At 60.2% G+C, this 20,343-nt stretch carries 15 protein-coding genes; 5 read left to right on the top strand and 10 right to left on the bottom strand.

The window, feature by feature from the left end; translation table 11 throughout:
* Positions 1-126: 126 nt before the first annotated feature.
* The 5 genes from FKG94_RS01775 to FKG94_RS01755 all read right to left on the bottom strand — a co-directional run bounded on the left by FKG94_RS01775 (position 127) and on the right by FKG94_RS01755 (position 9,085).
* Positions 127-2,247, bottom strand: a complete 2,121-nt coding sequence (locus FKG94_RS01775; RefSeq protein ID WP_142902454.1) for a molybdopterin-dependent oxidoreductase — start codon at positions 2,245-2,247, stop codon at positions 127-129.
* A gap of 427 nt (positions 2,248-2,674) precedes the next feature.
* The gene (gene aceF, locus FKG94_RS01770) at positions 2,675-4,378 is read right to left on the bottom strand and encodes a dihydrolipoyllysine-residue acetyltransferase (protein WP_142902453.1); all 1,704 of its coding nucleotides are present in this window, start codon (positions 4,376-4,378) and stop codon (positions 2,675-2,677) included.
* Positions 4,379-4,387: 9 nt separating this feature from the next.
* Complete coding sequence (gene aceE / locus FKG94_RS01765) at positions 4,388-7,045, bottom strand: pyruvate dehydrogenase (acetyl-transferring), homodimeric type (protein ID WP_142902452.1); 2,658 nt, start codon at positions 7,043-7,045, stop codon at positions 4,388-4,390.
* A 706-nt stretch (positions 7,046-7,751) separates the two neighbouring features.
* Entirely contained in the window at positions 7,752-8,834 is a 1,083-nt protein-coding gene (locus tag FKG94_RS01760; protein WP_142902451.1) for an AI-2E family transporter, read from the bottom strand.
* Positions 8,835-8,845: 11 nt separating this feature from the next.
* Complete coding sequence (locus FKG94_RS01755) at positions 8,846-9,085, bottom strand: sulfurtransferase TusA family protein (RefSeq protein WP_142902450.1); 240 nt, start codon at positions 9,083-9,085, stop codon at positions 8,846-8,848.
* Between the two features lie 251 nt (positions 9,086-9,336).
* Between FKG94_RS01755 and FKG94_RS01750 the strand changes: the two genes are divergently transcribed.
* Entirely contained in the window at positions 9,337-10,797 is a 1,461-nt protein-coding gene (locus tag FKG94_RS01750) for a M48 family metalloprotease (protein WP_246124881.1), read from the top strand.
* 200 nt (positions 10,798-10,997) lie between these two features.
* Here the strand turns inward: FKG94_RS01750 and FKG94_RS01745 are convergent, their stop codons facing one another.
* The 4 genes from FKG94_RS01745 to FKG94_RS01730 form a co-directional block, all read right to left on the bottom strand.
* Entirely contained in the window at positions 10,998-14,312 is a 3,315-nt protein-coding gene (locus FKG94_RS01745) for a sensor domain-containing protein (RefSeq protein WP_142902448.1), read from the bottom strand.
* A gap of 153 nt (positions 14,313-14,465) precedes the next feature.
* Positions 14,466-14,816, bottom strand: a complete 351-nt coding sequence (locus tag FKG94_RS01740) for a SlyX family protein (RefSeq protein ID WP_246124880.1) — start codon at positions 14,814-14,816, stop codon at positions 14,466-14,468.
* On the bottom strand, positions 14,807-15,988 hold the full coding sequence (locus FKG94_RS01735; protein WP_246124879.1) for a serine hydrolase domain-containing protein: 1,182 nt from the start codon (positions 15,986-15,988) through the stop codon (positions 14,807-14,809). Before FKG94_RS01735 ends, FKG94_RS01740 begins: the two co-directional genes overlap by 10 nt.
* Positions 15,989-16,825 (bottom strand): ion transporter, encoded by an 837-nt coding sequence (locus FKG94_RS01730; protein WP_425460020.1) that lies wholly within the window; start codon positions 16,823-16,825, stop codon positions 15,989-15,991.
* A gap of 181 nt (positions 16,826-17,006) precedes the next feature.
* Here FKG94_RS01730 and FKG94_RS01725 point away from each other — a divergent pair, with 181 nt between their 5' ends.
* From FKG94_RS01725 to FKG94_RS01710, 4 genes are all read left to right on the top strand, one after another.
* Entirely contained in the window at positions 17,007-17,318 is a 312-nt protein-coding gene (locus FKG94_RS01725) for a hypothetical protein (protein ID WP_142902447.1), read from the top strand.
* Positions 17,315-17,638, top strand: a complete 324-nt coding sequence (gene yciH, locus FKG94_RS01720) for a stress response translation initiation inhibitor YciH (RefSeq protein ID WP_142902446.1) — start codon at positions 17,315-17,317, stop codon at positions 17,636-17,638. Before FKG94_RS01725 ends, yciH begins: the two co-directional genes overlap by 4 nt.
* A gap of 4 nt (positions 17,639-17,642) precedes the next feature.
* On the top strand, positions 17,643-17,882 hold the full coding sequence (locus FKG94_RS01715) for a DUF3820 family protein (RefSeq protein WP_142902445.1): 240 nt from the start codon (positions 17,643-17,645) through the stop codon (positions 17,880-17,882).
* Between the two features lie 280 nt (positions 17,883-18,162).
* The gene (locus FKG94_RS01710) at positions 18,163-18,696 is read left to right on the top strand and encodes an energy transducer TonB (RefSeq protein ID WP_142902444.1); all 534 of its coding nucleotides are present in this window, start codon (positions 18,163-18,165) and stop codon (positions 18,694-18,696) included.
* A gap of 302 nt (positions 18,697-18,998) precedes the next feature.
* Here FKG94_RS01710 and FKG94_RS01705 read toward each other — a convergent pair whose 3' ends face one another.
* Positions 18,999-19,949: an acetyl-CoA carboxylase carboxyltransferase subunit alpha gene (locus FKG94_RS01705; protein ID WP_142902443.1), complete on the bottom strand. Its 951-nt coding sequence runs from the start codon at positions 19,947-19,949 to the stop codon at positions 18,999-19,001.
* Positions 19,950-20,343: the final 394 nt, after the last annotated feature.

Below are 20,343 nucleotides of genomic sequence, written 5' to 3'. Positions count from 1 at the left end.
CGGAGTTTCCAACTTGCCACACCGGCAGACAATAGAACATCGCTTTGCGCGAAGGGCTTAATCCATATCAACCAGATGGCAAATTGTCACCCCGGGACGTTGACAACCGCACGTCGACGGCTGCAGTCAGGCGGCTTTGATAGCCACCGGCACACCGCTGAAGCTGGCATTGCCGGTGAGTTCATCCACCACGGTGTCATCGGTGAGGTCATTGATATTCACGCCCGGTCGGGTGGCCGCCACGCGCAATTGGGTATCGGCCAGGTCGTGGCCCCAGCCGTGGGGAATGCTGACCACACCGGGCATCATCTCGTCACTCACCTGCACTTCGATGGTCAACACTCCGGTGCGCGACGAGACCTGCGCCAGTTGCCCGGAGTCGAGCCGCAGCCGCGCGGCATCATGCGGGTTGAGCAGCAGCGTGCACTGGTTTTTGCCCTTGATAAGGCGCCGGGAGTTGTGAGTCCAGGAGTTGTGGCTGCGAACGACACGGCGGCTGATCAAAGAAAACGGGTAGGTATCGGCAGTGGCAGGACTGAAGAGAGTCTGCTCCAAACGCCCTAAATCCTCCAGGTAAAGCGGTGGCGCCAGGTGCAGTTTGCCATCCGGCGTTTGCAGTCGCTGTTTGAGGTTGGGTTGCAGCGCGCCGAGGTCGAGGCCATGGGGATGCCCGCGCAACAGCTCCAGGCTCATACCCTGCTCGGCATAAGGTCCGTGGCGCAGGGTGTAATCAATCACGCTTTCCGGTGTCGAGCCATCGTCCTCGATGTCGTTGATGGCGCTGTTGAGCAGCTTCATAATTTCCCAGTCGTACTTCTGCTCGCCGCGCTTGGCAAACAGCGCCGGGGCGTACTTGGCGGTGTTGCGCACCGCGTTGATATGAAAAGCGATATCGTACTGGGACACCTGTAAACCGGAGGCGGCCGGCAAAATGATATCGGCGTGGCGGGAAGTCTCGTTGATGTAGATATCCACCGCCACCATAAAGTCGAGCGCCTCCAACGCCTGTGCCAGGCGCGGGCCGTTGGGGGCGGAGATTACCGGATTGCCGGCAATGGCGATCAACCCCCTGATCTGTCCCTCCCCCCCGGTGAGAATCTCGTCGGCCAGGGTGGCGATCGGAAACTCGTTGTTGTTGTAGGGCAGGTTGCGCACCCGCGAGTGCCTGCTGCCGAAGGTGTTGGGCTTGCCCCGGGCATTGGTAATCCCCACCAGGTCGAACGCCGGTGTGGTAAACATGGCGCCGCCCTCGCGGTCCATATTGCCGCTTAAGATATTGAAAACCACCGTCAGCCACTGACACAGACCGCCGAATTGCTGGGTCGAGGCCCCCATGCGGCTGTAGCACACGGCCGCCGGCGCCGCGGCCATCTCGCGGGCGATACGGCGGATGGTCGCCGCCTCGATCCCCGTCACCGGCGCCACCCGCTCCGGACTGTAGGCGGACACCGCCTGCCGCACGTCGTCGAGTCCGGTAAGCACGTCGCCGAGATGGCGGGTCTCGATCAGTTGCTCGGCAAACAGCACATGGTTCAACGCCAGCAGTAACAGCGCATCGGTGTTGGGCTTGATATACAGATGCTCGTCCGCCCTGTCCGCCGTCTCGGTGCGGCGCGGGTCCACCACTACCACTTTACCGCCGCGCTTTTGAATCGCCTTGAGGCGCCTGGGAATACCGGGCGCGGTCATCATACTGCCGTTGGACACCACCGGGTTGCCCCCGATGATCAACATATAGTCAGTGCGGTCGATATCCGGCACCGCGATCAGGGAGCCGTGGCCGAACATATGTTTATAGGCGACGTGGTGGGGCAACTGATCGGCGGATGCCGAGCTGTAGTGATTGAAGGTGCCGAGCCCCTTGCGCAGCCGCGCCAGAAAAATCAGCGAACCGGCGTTGTGAGCGTTGGGGTTGCCGGCATAGGTGGCGACCGCCTGGCGGCCGCAGACGTCCTGGATATGGCGCAGGCGCTCGCCGATCTCCGCCAGCGCCTGCTCCCAGGTGACCGGCTCCCAGCCGTCGCCGCGGCGGCGCAGCGGCGTCTGCACCCGGTCCGGATCGGTATAGTAATCCTGCAACGCCACCGCCTTCGGGCAGATGTGCCCGCGGCTCAGCGGATCGGCTTTATCCGCTTTAATGGCGATGACCTCCTCGCCCCGGTAGCTCACCTCAATACCGCACATGGCTTCACAGATATTGCAGGTGCGGTAGTGGGTTTTTACGGCAGACGTGTCGTTGTCGGGCATGGCCCCCTCCCCTGATCTCTCTGCAGCGCAGTATAGCGAGCCGAGGGTTGGCAGCGTAATTTATTAGAGTGAGGAGTAAGTATAAGGCGGGTTTATCAATGCGCCCGTACTTCATTGCGCAACTATGTGCTAATTGACCGGTCTGGCCCTGCTTGAAGCCTTCAGAAATTGTCGACAGCAGGGATGCTGTCGCAAAGTCCCCAGGGGTGGAGCGGGAAAAACGAAGCACCGCTTCGTCCCGCGCAACGCCCAAAGCCTCAGGCTTTGGGCTGGACCCGCTTGCGGGGGTTCATCGGGGGGACGCCTAGTCCGTGTTTCTGAAAGCCCCACCCAGCGGTAGACCGGTAAATTGGCATTTTTTCTCAAGTAACTACAGCAGATACCCCAAGCGAATACCACTCAGTTCAAATCTCTATCAAAGGGGCCCCTAAAGTATCAAACGCCGAATATCGCCGAGCAGGGACACCAGGAAGGTGAAAAACCGGCCCGCATCGGCCCCGTTGACTGCCCGGTGATCGTAGGACAGCGACAACGGCAGCATCTGCCGCGGCACAAACTCGCTACCGTTCCACACCGGTTTTATTTCGGCTTTGGAGACGCCCAGAATACCGACCTCAGGCGTGTTCACGATCGGTGTAAAACCGCTGCCGCCAATGGCGCCGAGACTGGAGACAGTAAAACACGCACCCTGCATATCCCGGGGCAGCAACTTGCCGTCGCGGGCTTTCTTTGCCAGTTCGGCCGATTCCGCGGCCAACTCCCACAGCCCCTTCTTGTCGACATTCTGAATCACCGGCACCAACAGGCCGGCGGGCGTGGCCACGGCGACCCCGATATGGACATAGTGTTTCTGCACCATGTGCTCGCCGTCGGCATGCAGTGAGGTGTTGAAGCTGGGCTCATGGCGCAGCGCCGCCGCGCAGGCTTTCAGCAGAAACGGCAGCGGCGTCAATTTAACCCCGCGGTTCTCCGCCTCCGCTTTCATCTCTTTGCGGAAGCTCTCCAGGTCGCTGATATCGGCCTCGTCAAACTGTGTGACATGGGGCACGTTGAGCCAACTGCGCACCATGCTGGCGACAGTTACCTTTTGAATCTTGCTCATTTTCACCAGTTCGATATCCCCGAACTTGGCGAAATCCACTGCCGGCACCGCCGGGATACCCGCGCCACCGGCACCCGGCGCAGGCTTTCTGGCCACCATATCTTTTACATAGCCGCGCACATCGTTTTTGGTATGGCGATTGCGCGGGCCGCTGGCTTTTACCTCGGCGAGGTCCACCCCCAGCTGGCGGGCCAGCTTGCGCACCGAGGGGCCGGCATAGACATCGTCGCCCTGGGGTTCGGACGGTGCCTGCGGCGCCGGCGCGGGTGCCGCGGGCTCCGTAATGGGAGGCCCGCTCGGTGCGGGGGCCGGAGCTGGCACCGGGGCGGCTTCCTGCTGTGGAGCCGGCGCCGCAGCTTCCGTCTCCGGGGCCGGCGCCGCGGCGGTGCCGGCCAGTGTCAGTATGGCATCGCCTTCGGACACCTGATCGCCCTCGTTGACAGACAGCGCCAGCACCTTGCCGGCGGCAGGCGAAGGCACCTCCATCGAGGCCTTGTCACTCTCCAGGACGATCAGCGAGTCGCCCTCGGCCACTTCGTCGCCCACCGCTACACAGACTTCGATAACGTCGACACCCTCGGCGCCGCCGATATCCGGTACCGCCACGGGCATCTCTGCCGTGGCGGCTGCCTGAGGTGCGGGCGCCGACTCGGGCTCCGATTGTACGGCTGCGGGCGCAGCCGGTTCGGGCTCCGCAGCCGCGGGCTCGGACTGCGCCGCGCTGGTTTCGGCTGCAGCTTCAGACGCAGACGCAGACGCAGACGCAGACGCAGACGGCGCAGTTTCACCACCCTCGACATCCAGCTCAATGATGGGATCACCTTCCGATACGGTGTCGCCCTCATTCACCTTGAGGGCGATCACTTTGCCGGCCACAGGGCTGGGCACTTCCATCGACGCCTTATCGCTTTCCAATACAATCAGTGATTGTTCGGCATCGACCGCATCACCCGGCGCTACACACACCTCGATGACATCGACATTTTCCGCGCCACCAATATCCGGTACTGGGATAACCTGAGTAGTCACCGTAGCTCCTTAACAATAAAGTGGGTTGGTTTTGTCCGCATCGATACCCAGGTCCTGGATGGCCCGGGTAACCACGCCGGGCTCCAGTTGTCCTTCGTCGGCCAGCGATTTGAGCGCCGCCACCACCACATAGTGACTGTTCACCTCGAAGAAGCGCCGCAGTTTCGCCCGGGTGTCACTGCGGCCGAAGCCATCGGTACCCAGTACAGTAAAGCGCGCCGGAATAAAACTGCGCAGCGGCTCTACGTAGCTTTTCATATAATCCGTGGCCGCGATCACCGGCCCCTGGTGCCCGTCCAGTTGCCGGGTGATATAGGCCTGGCGCGGTGTTTCCTCGGGATGCAGCAGATTCCAGCGGCTGCAGTCCTGGCCCTCGCGCACCAGTTCGTTGACACTGGTAACGCTCCAGACATCGCACTCCACATCGTAGTCGCGGCGCAATATCTCGGCGGCGCCGCGCACTTCGCGCAGGATCGAGCCGGCGCCGAGTAACTGCACCCGGTGCTTGGCTTTCTTTTTGCCCGTCTCCAGCAGGTAGATACCTTTTTTGATACCCTCTTCGGCATCGATCGGCATCTCCGGCTGCACGTAGTTTTCGTTCATGGTGGTGATGTAGTAGAAACAGTTCTCCTTGTCGCGGAACATCCGCTGCAGCCCGTCCTGGATAATCACCGCCAGTTCGTAGCCATAGGTCGGATCGTAGCTGCGGCAGTTGGGGATAGTGTTGGCAAGCACATGACTGTGGCCGTCCTGGTGTTGCAGCCCCTCGCCGTTGAGGGTGGTGCGACCGGCAGTGGCGCCGATCAGGAAGCCGCGCGCCTGGCTGTCGCCGGCGGCCCAGGCAAAGTCGCCGATGCGCTGGAAGCCGAACATCGAGTAGAAGATGTAAAACGGGATCAGCGGTACGCTGCTGTTGCTGTAGGCGGTGCCGCAGGCAATCCAGGCGCACATGGCGCCGGCCTCGTTGATGCCCTCCTCCAGGATCTGGCCCTTTTTGTCTTCCTTGTAATACATGATCTGATCGGCATCGTGGGGGGTGTACTTCTGCCCGGCCGAGGAGTAAATGCCCAGTTGGCGGAACATCCCCTCCATCCCAAACGTACGCGCCTCATCCGGCACAATGGGCACTACCTGCTCACCGATCTGCTTGTCTTTCACCAGCGAAGACAGAATGCGCACAAACGCCATGGTGGTGGATATCTCACGGTCGCCGCTGCCTTTGAGTTGCCCCTTGAACACGTCGAGTTCCGGCGTTTGCAACGCCTCGAAGTCGGCGCGCCGGGCCGGCAGATAGCCGTGCAGTTCCTCGCGGCGCTTGCGCATGTAAACCATCTCCGGGCTGTCCGGCGCCGGGCGGTAGTAGGGCACGCCGTCGAGCTGATCGTCGGAAATGGGAATACCGAAACGGTCGCGAAATTTGCGCAGGCTGTCTTTATCCAGCTTTTTCACCGAGTGGGTGATATTGGCCGCCTCACCGGCGGCGCCAATGCCGTAGCCCTTGACCGTCTGCGCCAGGATGACCGTCGGCTGGCCCTTGTGCTCCACCGCCTGGGCATAGGCTGCATAGACCTTAAAGGGATCGTGACCACCGCGATTCAGGTACATGATGTCGTCGTCGCTCAGGTTCTTGACCATTTCCAACAGCGCCGGATACTTGCCAAAAAAGTGTTCGCGGGTGTAGGCGCCGCCGTTGGCTTTGAAGTTCTGGAGTTCGCCGTCGCAGACCTCATCCATACGTTTTTGCAGCAGGCCTTCGACGTCTTTCTCCAACAGCGGGTCCCAGTGACGGCCCCAGACCACTTTGATCACATTCCAACCGGCGCCGCGGAAGACCCCTTCGAGTTCCTGAATAATCTTGCCGTTACCGCGCACCGGACCGTCGAGGCGCTGCAGGTTGCAGTTAACCACGAAAATCAGGTTTTCCAATTGCTCGCGTCCGGCCAGGGAAATAGCGCCCAGGGATTCCGGCTCGTCACACTCGCCATCGCCGAGAAACGCCCAGACCTTGCGATCGCCACGCGGCATCAGGCCGCGCGCCGACATATAGCGCATCACGTGAGCCTGGTAAATCGCCTGCAGCGGCCCGAGCCCCATAGATACCGTGGGAAACTGCCAGTACTCGGGCATCAGCCAGGGGTGCGGGTAGGAGGACAGCCCGTTGCCGTCCACCTCGCGGCGGAAATTGTCGAGCTGCTCTTCGGTGAGGCGCCCCTCCAGGTAGGAGCGGGCGTACATGCCCGGTGCGCTGTGGCCCTGAAAATACACCAGGTCGCCGGGCTGGTCACCGTCGTTGCCGCGGAAAAAATAGTTGAAACCGATATCGTAGAGTGTTGCGGCGGAGGAGAAACTGGAAATATGGCCGCCGAGGCCCTCGTCATTGTCGTTGGCCCGCATGACCATGGCCAGCGCATTCCAGCGGATCAACGAGCGGATGCGGCGCTCCATAAACAGGTCACCCGGCATACGCTTTTCATTGATGACGGGGATGGTATTGCGATACGGCGTGGTGATGGCGGCGGGCAGTTTAACCCCGGCGCTGGTGGCCCGATCGGCCAGTTGCTTGAGCAGGTAAGCGGCGCGCGCTTTGCCGCCATAGCGTATTACTGAGTAAAGTGCATCCAGCCACTCTCGCGTTTCGAGGGCATCGATATCCTCTTGGGTTTGCATTCAGCTCTCCTCGATTTCACACCCTTGTGAGGTGTTGCTGCCGGCGACGATCCCGCCATCTTATGGGTCTCGGGCTCGTCATCAGGATGATGTTGTGGTGCTTCTGAGTATAGAGATGATTTCCTCACTCGTAGAAAGAGATAGCCGCTCTTTCGTTACTCAACCGCTGACGGGTTAACAATGCCGGGACTGACCGGCAATTCGATGTGTAGTAATTTTACACATAAAGTCGTAATTTTCCAGATCATTTTCCCATAACCGGCCAGAAAATCTTCGATATGAGAAAACTTTCTTATTGAATTTCAGCCAGTTACACAGGAAACAAAATTTAGACAGTAATGTAATAGAGTTACATGGAAAAGAACGTAAAACCCGTGCCGCGCTATCCCGTCGCCGGGGGTAAGTATACCCCGACCGCCCCCTTTGCAAAGGCGTCATACGCCGCTAGCCGCCACCAGAGACGCCTGTCCGGGGCTTGAATCCCACCACCGACCTGGCGACATAGCAGCCCGGCAGCGGCCACCGGCACACCGGCGCGGGGGCAGGACTGCGACCTGTCCACACGCCGCCCAGCGCCCGCAACAATAGGCGTGATATCAGTCCTGGCACAGTTTTCTTTTGCGGCGGCTGCACAAAACCGCGGCTGGCGAACGCAGCCAGCGACGGGGCGACAACACGGAGGTTCAGTAAGGACGGGCCCGAATTGTCAGGCCTGCATTTCCGATTGCTCTTCACCCTCACTGTCGCGAGTCGGCCAGGCGTTGAGGATCGCCTTGATAAACGTAGCCAGCGGAATCGCAAAAAATACGCCCCAAAAGCCCCAGATACCGCCAAATACCAGCACCGCCAGGATAATCGCTACCGGGTGCAAATTGACTGCCTCGGAAAACAGCAAGGGCACCAGCACATTGCCGTCCAGCGCCTGGATAACCCCATAAACCAGCAGCAGATAGAAAAAATCCGAACTCCAGCCCCACTGAAAAAACCCGATCATGGCCACCGGCACCGTCACCACCGCCGCGCCGATATAGGGGATCACCACCGACAGTCCCACCACCAGCGCCATCAACAGTGCATAGTTAAGGCCGAGCAGGACGAACGACACATAGGACACGGCCGCCACCACTAAAATTTCTATCACCTTACCGCGTACATAGTTGGCGATCTGCTGGTTCATTTCGCGCCAGATTTTGCTCATCACCGGCCGCTGCTTCGGCAAAAACGAACCCACCCAGGCCTGTATCCGGTCGCTGTCTTTGAGAAAGAAAAAAACCAGTATGGGCACCAGCACCAGGTAGATCAGGATAGCGATCAGCACCGGCAGGTTGGCCACTGAGAACGTGAGGATATTCTGCCCAAACTTGCCCACCTCAGTGCCCGCCAGATTGATCAACTGCTCAATCTGTGTCTCGCTGATCAACTGCGGATATTTTTCCGGCAACAGCAGTGCCAGCCGCTGCCACTCTGTCAGCATCCGCGGCGCTTCGGAAAACAGCGCAACCGCCTGGTGCCAGAGAATCGGCAACAGCACCAGCATACTGGCAGCGAGCATTCCCACCAGCACCACAAAGGCAATGGTGACAGCGACAATATGGGGAACCCGAGCCTGCTTCAGGCGCACCACCATCCCCTGCATCAGGAAGGCAATCACGAGGCTGGCGAACATGGGCGCCAATACCGTGCCCATGGTAACCACAACTATCAGACCTGCGACCAGGAACAGCGCCAACAGCACCGCTTCCTCATCGGCGAAGTAGCGGTCGATCCAACTGCGAAAAATATTGATCATGAGCTGTACCGTCAGGCCTTTTCAATAATATATATGTACTGCTGCGCCTCGGCGCGCGAACTCAGTAGCCGGTTGCCGCTGAGTTCGGCAAAGCTGTTGAAATCCCGCACCGAACCGGGATCGGTGGCGATAACCTTGAGCGCCTGCCCGGCGGCGAGGCTCTTTAATCCCTGCTTGGCTTTGAGCAGTGGCAGCGGGCAGGTCAGGCCGGTTGCATCGACGACGGCCGCCACCTCGAATTCTTCACACATATCTTTACACCTGATCTTTACACCCGATCTTTATATCTGATCTTTATAACCAAGCAACAATCGTGCGCGGGCAAAGGCCTGCCGATTATAGGCAAACTTGGGCCTTTAAGTTGAACAAATTGTTGTTTTATTTATCAAAATGCCTGTAACGGTAACCTTTGTTGCCCCTTCGACACTAGGCAGCCGCGGAGTAACACGCTAGAGTGCGTTGTCATCGCGCCAGTCACTATCCCCAAGGAGTCGCCCCCATCGTGCCACACCCCGCCCGCCACAGACTGTCTGCCTGCCTGGCTGCCGCCGCACTGTGTGCCACCCTGTTAGCCCCCACCGCGGCGCCGGCCTCTGGCATCGCGCTGCCGGAGTTGGGGGATGCGGCATCGGGCATCGTCTCACCGGCGCAGGAGTACCAACTCGGCCAGAGCTGGTTGCGGGCGTTTCGCAGCCAGGTGCCCACCTTCTCCGACGCCCAGGTGCACGAATATCTCGAGCAGACGCTGTATCGGCTGGTGGGTCACAGCCAGTTGCGGGACCGCCGCCTGGAGCTGATCGTGGTCAAGAACCCCACCATGAACGCCTTTGCCGTCCCCGGCGGCGTGGTGGGGGTACACACCGGCCTGTTGCTTTACGCCGAATCGGAACACCAACTGGCTTCAGTGCTGGCCCACGAACTGGCACATCTGAGCCAGCGCCACTTTGCCCGCGGCGTGGAACAGCGCCAGAATGCCTCCACCCCAACCCTGGCGGCCCTGTTGGCCAGCCTGGTGCTGGCGGCTACCGCCGGCGGCGATGCCGGCCTGGCAGCGCTCACCGCCACCCAGGCGGCCGCGCTGGACGCACGGCTGCGTTTCAGCCGGCAAAACGAACAGGAGGCCGACCGTATCGGTATGCAGACCATGGTCGAGGCCGGTATGAACCCCCACGCAGTGCCGGAAATGTTCGAGCGGATGTTGCGCGCCACCCGCTATACCCGCCGGCCACCGGAGTTCCTGCTGACCCACCCGGTTACCGAGAGCCGTATCGCCGACTCCCGCAATCGGGCCCAGAAGTACCCGAAAAAACAGTTTCCCGAGAGTCTGGACTTCCACCTGATGCGGGCCCGCATCCAGGTATTGCATGAAAAGACCCCGGGCGAGAGCGTGAAGCGGTTTCTCAGCGAAATCGAAGGTGAATCCCTGTCCCCCGAGGCGGCTCGCTACGGCCTGGTGCTGGCTGCCACAGCCACCGGCCAGCTCGACCGCGCGCTGTTTACGCTGGCACCGATGCTGGAAAAAAGGCCCGGCAAAATCCCCTACCTGATCGCCCATGCCGACCTGGAGGCGGCGGGAGACAATTACCCCGCTGCCCTGAAGATACTCGAAGACGCCCTGCAGGTGCACCCCAACAGCCACGCGCTGACGGTGCGCTACGCCGAGCTGCTGATGCAGTCGGGCAACTACCCGCTGTGCGAAGAGGTGCTGGCGGATTATTCGCGCCGGCGGCCCAAAGACGACTATGTCTGGTACCTGCTGGCCGAGGTGCACGGCCTGGCGGGCAATATTCTCGGCGTACACCGGGCGCGGGCGGAGTACTTCATCCTCAACGGCGTTTACGACAAGGCCCTGCAACAATTGAACAACGCGCTGAAGTTGTCGCGGGGCAACTTCCACCTGACCGCGCTGTTGCGCGAGCGCCTGCGGGACGTGCGGGATATGCGCGCACAGGCCGAACTCTAGTTTAAAAACCCCCTGTTGATAATGGCACTCACTTAAGAGGATTCGCACAGTTTATCGACTCCCACTCTCCCTTTACCGATATGGATTAAAAATACCGAGGGTAGGTCTACCTCCGGCTGGAGTCCCGAATATGACGAGCCATTAGCAAGCCCCACCGAGAGCGCATTAAAAAGCGCTGCTGATGCGTTATGCAGGAGACCCTAGGTCAACAGATGCAGGCTGGACCACTCGCCGCGGCGCAGCCACTGGCCGGCGTCCGCTTCGGTCATGGGCCGGCCGATATAATAACCCTGCGCCTGGTCGCAACCCATGCCGTACAACTTCTCCAGAATGGCCCGGCTCTCGACTCCCTCGGCCACCACCTTCAAACCCAGGTTATGGGCCAGGTTGATAGTCGAGCGCACAATGATTTCATCCTGCTCGTCTTCGAGCATATCGATGACAAACGAGTAATCGATCTTGAGGGTTTCCACCGGCAGGCGCTTGATATAGGCCAGTGACGAATAGCCGGTGCCGAAATCGTCGATGGACAGGTGTACCCCCAGCGCGTGGACCCTTTCCAGGGCTTCCAGGGCGCGCTTGGGATCGGCCATGATCGCGCTCTCGGTGATTTCCAGCTCCAGCGCATGGGCCGGCACCTGGTGATTGGCGAGAATGCGCTCCACCTGATTGACGATCTGATCGTCGAGCAGGTTGCGGGTCGACAGATTGACCGCCACCCTGACATTGAGCCCGGCGCCGCGCCAGCGCCGGCACTGGGCCATGGCGGCGTCGAGGACCCACAGCGTCAGCGGGCGAATCAGCTCCGTGGTTTCGGCCAGGGGAATGAATTCGCTTGGCGGAATGGCACCGTGCTGGGGATGCTCCCAGCGCAACAGCGCCTCAAAACCGTGGATGAACCTGCCGTTGACATCGATCTTGGGCTGAAAATGTAGCAGCAGTTGATCCTCGCGGATGGCGCGTCCCAGATCGGTCATCAGCGCCAGGCGTTTGGGCGTGTGCTTGTCGAAAGCCGGCGCGTACTCCAGCATCCCGATGGATTCGGTTTTGGCCCGGTACATGGCGACATCGGCATAGCGCATCAGGGTGCCCACATCCTGGCCATGTTTGGGACAGAAGGAGATGCCGAGAGACGCGCTGATATCGGCCTGAAACCCGCCCAGGTCAAAAGTCTCGCCAATCTGTAACAAAATCTGATGGGCGATCTCGGTGGCCTCCTGCTCGGCGATGTTAGCCAACATGACGGCAAACTCATCGCCGCCGAGCCGCGCCACCAGGCCCGGGTGCTCACTGATAATCAACTCCAGACGCGGCCCCAGTTGTTTCAACAGGCGGTCACCCATATGGTGGCCGAGTGTATCGTTGATTTCCTTGAAGCGGTCGAGATCGATCAGCATCAGTGCCAGACTCTTGTCCGGATGCAGGTTTCTGATGCTGGCCTCGGCCTCCATATAAAGTTTTTTGCGGTTGGGCAACAGCGTCAGGGAATCGTGGGTGGCCTGGTACTCCAGTTCCTCGAGGTATTTACGTCGCTCGGTGGTGTCGCGCTGGCTGCCCCAGCAACCCACCAGCATATCGTTTTCGATCACCCCCTCGAGGCTGGCGCTGGACCAGAACACACCGGCGTGCTTACTGCGCACCTGACTTTCGAAATTGGCCAGTTGATAATTGTTTTTGATAAAAATGCGCAGCATTTTGCGCGCCGACTCGGCGTCGCTCAGCTCCATAATGCCGCGCCCCACACACTCGGCGGCCGACTCATAACCGTACTGTTGCGCAAACACATCGTTGCACTCGCTCACGTAGGTATCGCGCACAAAGCACTCGACCTGTTGTTCCAGCGGCAGGCCGATGGCGATGCTCTGGCGAAACTCCAGATTGAAAATGCCCTCGTGGCTGTTGGCGATAAAACTGCGATAGCGGGACTCGCTGTGCTTCAACGCCAGCTCCTGGCGCTTGTTGACGGTGACGTCGCGAAACATGCCCCAGATTTCAGTCAGCCCCTCGCGGCTGATCTGGCCACGCAGCGACAGCTCATACCAGCGCTCGTTGCCGAAGCGATCCAGCTCACACACGGAGATGTTGCTGACCCGGTACCGGTTTTGCAAAAAAGCCAGTGCTTTTTGCCGGAACACCTCTTTACTGCTTTCCAGATCAATGAGGCGGCTGCCGATGAATTCATCAATTTCCAGGTCGTAGCTGGAGGCGCAGATTTTGTTGCACTCGATATAGCGAGTGTGCTGCTTGAGCCAGTCGATCTGCCGCTCGAGTTGCAGATTCAACGGCATCGGCGGCTCGACCTCGGCGCCGAAGATGGCCTCGGTGCTGTTGGCGATAAAGGAGCGGTAGCGGGCATCGTTGCGAGCCAGGTGTTCCTCTTTGCGCTTGAGTTCGGTAACGTCATTCGCCACCAGCAATACACCGGATATTTCCCCGCCTTTACCCGGCATGGGAATGGTATCGACCCGCGCCCACACGCGCTCGCCGTTATCGAGGTAATTCTCTATGCTGCCAAACACCGGCGTGCCGGTTTCGATCACCTGCAGTATCTGCCGGTGGCGTTCCCGCGCATTGGGAACAGCATTGCTCAAATCCAGCAGGGTGCGATCTTTGACCTGTTTGATATCGAGACCGAGCAACCTTGAGGCCTGGCGGTTGATGGCAATCACCTCGCCGCCGCTACCCAGATACCATATCTGCGACGGCACCGCATCGAGCACCAGGCCCAGTTCGCGGCGCTGTTGATTGATCGTCTGTTCGTAAGTTTTATTCTGGGTGATGTCGGTAAACACACAGCCGAGGGCATAGATGGCGCCCTGGCTGTTGTAAATGGGAAAGCGCTCGGCGAGATAGGTGTTGTCGGTCTGAAACGGCGGACTTTCCTCGCGCTGCATCTGTTCGGCCGATTCGATGACCCGCTGCTCCAGTTGCAGGGTGTAGTCAGCCACCTTATCGCCAAACAGCTCGCGGTCGGTTTTACCCAGGGCGTCGTGGGCATCGATACCGCACTGCTGGGCGTATTCCGGGTTAACGAACAGGTAGTGGCCCTGCAGGTCTTTGACAAACACCAACACCGAGGTGTGGCTGAGAATACTGTTGAGGAGGAATCCCGCATCCACACCCGCCATCAGGATGCCCGACATACTGCGGTGGTTGGCCAGCGGCGAATCGACCCGGCTGCCGATAATGCGAAACGGGTGATACTCGGGGCCGATACGGATATGCACCAGATGTTCGAACGCCTCGCGCCCCTCGTGGGCGCGCTCGGCGGCGGCCAGCAGGTTCTCCTGGTCCTCGCGGTCGATACGGTCCAACAGGCTGGTGTCCTCGCCATCGCTGTCGAGACCCAGCGCCTGCGCCAGGGGCAGCGAATAGCTGAAGACGCCGCTGTCCAGATCCCACTGCCAGGCGATGGCGCCGATGGTCGACATCGCCAGGCGCAGCAACTGTTGCTCGCCGTAGTTCTGGGACAGCGCCTCACCCACGCCCTGTGCGGCCTCTATCGTATCTGCCATATAACGTCCGTCGAGTACGGGAATTTCTTATAATGCCGGCCAATTATACACAAGTCGCCGCCACGCCTTGTGCACCGGTGGGAGGGCGACAACAGCAACACCGGGCAGTAGGTCTGCAGCGGCCCGGGTTTTTGCGCCTGCGGTGAGCTGCTCTCAATAATGGGGTGGCCGCTCCTGAGCTGTATCAGCGCCTCCCAGCTCCAGGGCGTAGGTCAAATCTTTCAGTTTCTCCGCCAGGGTCGCCATCTGCTCGCGCAACGCCAGGATTTCACCGTCCTGGCGGGCCACGACATCGTTGAGGGCCTGCAGGGTGTCCTCCTGAAATGCCAGGCGCCCCTGTAAATCCTCCACCTGCCGGCGCAATTGTGCCACTGCAGCACCCTCGATTTGACCTCGCTTTTCTGTCCGCTCCGGTTTCCGGTTCTGATCCGGCATCTTCTCGTCCTCAACCTCTGCCACGGCAATGCTCCAATGCCCGCGGCGCAGGGATAGATTCACAGGCACGCATAAAGTGCCTGCACCAGCCGCACGGCACGCGCATCCATCAACACACTTTGCCCCATACGATTGGTCACATAACCAAACCCCAGCTCCCGATCCGGATCGCCAAAACCCAGGCAGCCGCCGGCTCCGGGATGTCCGAAACCGCGCGCGCCGGTACCGAAGCGGCAGTCGGGCCGATCCTGGCTGAGCATAAATCCCAGGCTGAAGCGCAGCGGCGTGGCCAGTACCCGATCGGCCCCGGCACTCTGTTGCTGCCAACACCAGTCGCAGTGGCGGGCATCCAGCAGCGGGCGGCCGCCGGTACTCAAGGCATGGTAGAAACGCGCGAGTGCAGTGGCCGAGGCGTGACCGTTGGCGGCCGGAATCTGCGCCTGGCGCCAGGCCCGGGAATTGGTACCCACCAGCAGGCTGATGGGATTGGTGAACGCCCGATTGGCCACCCCTCTGGGATCGCTCTTCAGGCGCTCGGCCAGGCCGCCGGCCGCCGCACCGGCGTGCTCGACGGCCAGTACCCCGACATCAGCCAAAGCGACGAGTCGATCGGCGCCGACACCGAACTCCGCGGCCAGTTGCAACGGCTGCGCCACCTGTTGCTGAAAATAATCGTCAAAGCTGTCACAACCCGAGGTGCGCCGCACCAGTTCGCCCAGCAACCAGCCAAACAGCATGGGGGAGTAACCCTGGGCGGTGCCCGGCGTCCACCAGGGTTCGGCCGCGGCCACCTGTGCCGTCACCGCGGCCCAGTCAAAGATCACCTTATCGTCCTGGCGCCGCTGAAATGCCGAGACCCCGGCGCGGTGGCAAAGTACCTGGCGCAGGGTGATCTCCCGCTTGCCGTGCGCCGCGAACTCGGGCCAGTACTGCGCCACAGGTGCGTCCAGCGCCAGCGCGCCCCGCTCCACCAATTGCAAAACACAGGCGGCAACGAACGCTTTGCCGGCAGAGAAGATATTGACCCGGGTATCGGCCTGCCAGGGTCGCGAGGCGCCCTTGTCACGGGTACCGGCCCAGATTTCGAGCAGAACCTCGCCCCTGCGCATCACGGTCAGGGCGGCGCCCTGCTCACCGCGATGGCGAAAGTTATCGGCAAATGCCTGCGCCACGGGCTCCAGCCCCGGGGCGACAGTACCTTGAAGGTCAATGCCCTGCACGTCAATGCCCCCCGCAGACACTCAAGCGGCCTCTTTGGGCGGGGCGAGTTCACCACCGCACAACCGGCAGTAGGCCGCATCTTCCTCGTGGCCACCGCGGTTGCAGTGGCGACACAGTCGCCCGATACGCTCGCGTTGCATTTCGTAGGACAACTCGGCGGTAAGGATGCCGGTAGGCACGGCGATAATCGAGTAACCGGTGAGCATCGCCATCGCCGAAATCACCTGGCCAAACATCGTCTGCGGCACGATATCGCCATAGCCCACGGTAGTGATTGTCACAATTGTCCAGTAAATACTTTTGGGAATACTGGAGAAGCCGTTCTGCGGCCCCTCGACCACAAACATCAACGAACCGAATACGGTGGAGAGCACCAGCACCGACATGAAAAAGATCAGAATCTTGCGCCGCGCCTTCAACATCGAGCGCAACAGCACATTGGCTTCGGTTAAATACCGCACCAGCTTCAGTATGCGGAAGATGCGCAAAACGCGCAGCAGGCGCAGGATCAACAGGTAGTTGACATCGGTGACGAAAATACCGAGATAGGTGGGTAGTATCGCCAGCAGATCAATCACGCCGTAGAAGCTGCGGATGTAGGCAAACGGCCGCGGCGAACTGTAGACACGCAGGATATATTCGATCGTAAACAGCACGGTAAAAAACCATTCCAGACCGTAGAGATAGGTGTGGAAGTTATCGGCGACCCAGGCCACCGAATCGAGCATCACCGCCGCCACACTGAGGAGAATGGCGTATATCAAGACCAAGTCGAACAAGCGCCCGGCAGGGGTATCGGTGCCAAAAATAACCCGGTAAATGCGCTGTCTCAAACTGCTGTCTTCCATCTGTTCCACACCGGGCTCCGCACACTCAGTTGCCGTCGATCGGGGGCCAATATAACCGAATTAGTCCACCGCTTACAGTTGGCGGCTGTCAGTCGAGGCGACGGGTCGCCCGGGTCGCCCGGGTCGCCATCTGTGCTATTCTAGGCACCATCACAGTCATCCACCGCAACCACCGATAAAGGCACCGTCCATGGCGTTGGTCCTGAAACCCTTGCGCTGCCCCTACTGCAAGGAGCCGGTCGACAAACGCCTGCTGCGCCAGCGCGGCCTGCTCAAGCCTTTCCTGGCCCGCAAGCCCTTCCCCTGCCCGCATTGCGACAAGTCGATCCTGTTCCCGGAAAAAGCCGATACCCTGGTATCCGCCGGCCTCTTTGTGGCGGTGATCCTGGCCCCGCTGTTCCACTTCTGGGAGTTGCAGTTGCTGGACCCGCGCTACCTGTTTGCCCTCGGTGCCGCCATAGTCGCAGTGGGCCTGATCACACAAAAAATGGTTAAAGCATGAGCAAAAACAGCCGCCTGGTCTACTCCACCGACACCGGTCGGATCAAACCGGCAGAGACCGCTCCGACCGCACCGGCCGGCGACGGCACCGTGCGCATTCGCCGTGAAACCAAGGGCCGCAAAGGCAAGGGGGTAACGACCGTCAGCGGCATCGAATTACCGGCGGCGGAGTTGAAAACCCTGGCTAAACAGCTCAAACAATTGTGCGGTACCGGCGGCAGCGTTAAAGACGGCGTTATCGAAATCCAGGGCGACCACCGGCAGACCTTGAAGGCGGCGCTTGAACAGCGCGGCATGAGCGTCAAACTGGCGGGGGGCTGAGGACTTGGATACCGGTTTCGATCCGTCTCTGTTGCAGGACCTGGTGAACGTGGAAATGCCTTTCGGGCGCTACCAGGGGCGGCTGCTGGCGGACCTGCCCGAGCCCTACCTGGTCTGGTTTGCCAACAACGGTTTCCCCAACGGCAAGCTGGGGACACAACTGAGTCTTATCTACCAGATCAAGGTGAACGGACTGGAATATCTGTTGCAACCACTGCGGCAACCGAACCCCCGGGCCGATTAGAGAGCGCCGGCATAACGCCACTTATTGCTAAAACTCTTCCGGTGACCGCAACGCCCGTGACTCACTTCCAATGACTCCCTTCCAATGACTCCCTTCTAATGACTCTCTGCCAGTGACGTTCCACCGATGACACTCTGCCGGTGCCACTGCGCCGGTTACCGCCCCGCAGTAGCCCGCGGATCAAATCCGGGGGAGTCAAAGCTGGTGCATTTTTTGCTGTACTTCTCCTCAACCGGCACAAACCGCCAAAACAGTGGCACTGTCTCGGAGAGCGACAGCTATGGAAACTTGGGATTACTGGCCCATTATCGACACCTCGGTCAAGGTGGCCATGGGCGCGCTGATCGCGGGCCTGGCCTTTTGGCTCAGCAGCCGCGGCGGGCACTGGTTCAGCCAGGCCAGGACGCCGATAAACCGGCGTTTGACGCTGCTGGAGGAAATCTCCGCAGCCGTCGGCGACGTCAACCACGTGTTTTCGAAGTACTCGGCCCTGGTTATCGAGTCGACCCGTTTCGGCAGCCGCTGGCCCGAGGCACGCAAAGAAGAACTGGAGCACACCAACCGGGAACTGGTAAAGGAATTCCGGAAGCTCGCCGATGCCGAGGCCAAACTGCTGATGCTCGGCGAAAAAGTGATGGAGAAAACCCTGCGTCTCTACGGCGCCAGGATCGCTTATTTTCGCAAACAGGTGTACGTTGGGCGCCAGGATATCAGCGAAAAGGAAATCGCCCTGATCAAGCGAGATATAGTGACACTGCGGGAACAGTTTTACGATCTGCTGAGCAAACGCTACGACCGCCTGCTTGCCATTTGAGTGCCCGCCGGCCACATTGCGGCGATTTGGCTCTCTTGCGGCGGCACGGTGCGAGGTCACGGTACGGGGTCGGGGTGCTTGAATTTTGACCAGGCCTTTTCTGGTTAAAATTCAAGCACCCCGACCCCTTCGAGCGGAGCGACCCCTTCGAGACCACCCCTTCGAGGCCATGCAAGCGGTGCTATTGGCACAGGGAAGTGGCCCCCCTCGAAGGGGACGCAACTGAGGTTACGTCCCCGCACCGTGCCACCGGAACATCGACTCTGAACGACACCTCGCCACCAGCGGACGGGTCCTGGAGGTCAGATACTGCCGTAGCTCATCAAACGCTGGTAGCGTTTCTCCAGCAACTCGTCAATCTCGATGCCGGACAACTGTTCGAGCTGCTCTATCAGGCGCGCCTTCAGTCGCTGTGCCATAGCGTCGATATCGCGGTGAGCGCCGCCAAGGGGCTCCTCAATGGTTTCATCCACAATACCCAACTCCTCCAGGGTGCTCGACGTCACCCCCATGGCCTCGGCCGCCAACGGCGCCTTTTCCACCGTCTTCCAGATAATATTGGCGCAGCCCTCCGGGGATATCACGAAGTACGTAGAGTATTGCAACATGTTCAGGTGATCGCCTACACCTATGGCCAGGGCGCCGCCGGAAGAACCCTCGCCGATCACGGTGCAGATAATGGGCGTGCGCAGGCGCGACATCACCGCCAGGTTGCGGGCAATGGATTCGCTGATACCCCGCTCCTCGCTATCGATACCCGGGTAGGCGCCAGGGGTGTCAATCAGCGTCAGCACCGGCAGTTTAAAGCGCTCGGCCATCTCCATCAGTCGCAGCGCCTTGCGATAACCCTCGGGTTTGGGCATACCGAAGTTGCGGTGCACCTTGTCCTGGGTGCTGCGGCCCTTCTCCTCCCCCACCACCATCACCGGGCGGCCGTCGAGGCGGGCGATACCGCCGACAATGGCGTTGTCGTCGCCGAAATGGCGATCACCGTGGAGTTCGTCCCAGTCTTCAAAAATGCGCTGGATATAGTCCAGCGAATAGGGCCGGTGCGGGTGACGGGCCACCTGCACCACCTGCCAGGGGCTCAGGCTCTTGTAGATATTTTCTGTCAGCTTGACGCTCTTTTCCCGCAGCTTGGCAATTTCTTCTGTGATATTGAGATCGTTATCACTGCCGACCAGTTGTAGCTCTTCAATCTTACCTTCCAGTTCCGCGATGGGCTGTTCAAAATCGAGGTAATTTGGGTTCATGGCAACGCTAGGGTCCTAACTGAATCTGAAGGAAACGGGTGTTTCGCACGGTGGTGTCGGCCGCTGGCAACAATACGCTAAAGCGCAGCCGTAGTCGACCGTTAACGGCGTTTTTACCGCAGGATCGGGACCGCTGCCACAGTGCGAGGAATACTCATTGTGATCAAATGTTATCCAGCCCTGCGAGCGGGCGACCCGGCGGCGGCGCCATATGTCAGAGCAAAGGCCGCTTAGCGCATGTACTCAGGGCATGGTGGCAACACCACCGTGACCTTGTAGAAATCACCCCCCTGGCCAGTCACCGGGTAAAAACGACGGAGCTTCCAACCGGCCTATCCCGGCACGCGGATCACACAATGACCGCATCCGGGATTGACAACATGGGGCCAACAGG

The organism is Exilibacterium tricleocarpae (assembly GCF_007004655.1).
Classification (GTDB): domain Bacteria; phylum Pseudomonadota; class Gammaproteobacteria; order Pseudomonadales; family Cellvibrionaceae; genus Exilibacterium; species Exilibacterium tricleocarpae.
Note: the sequence above shows the minus strand (reverse complement) of the source record. Positions and strands in the feature narration are given on the sequence as shown.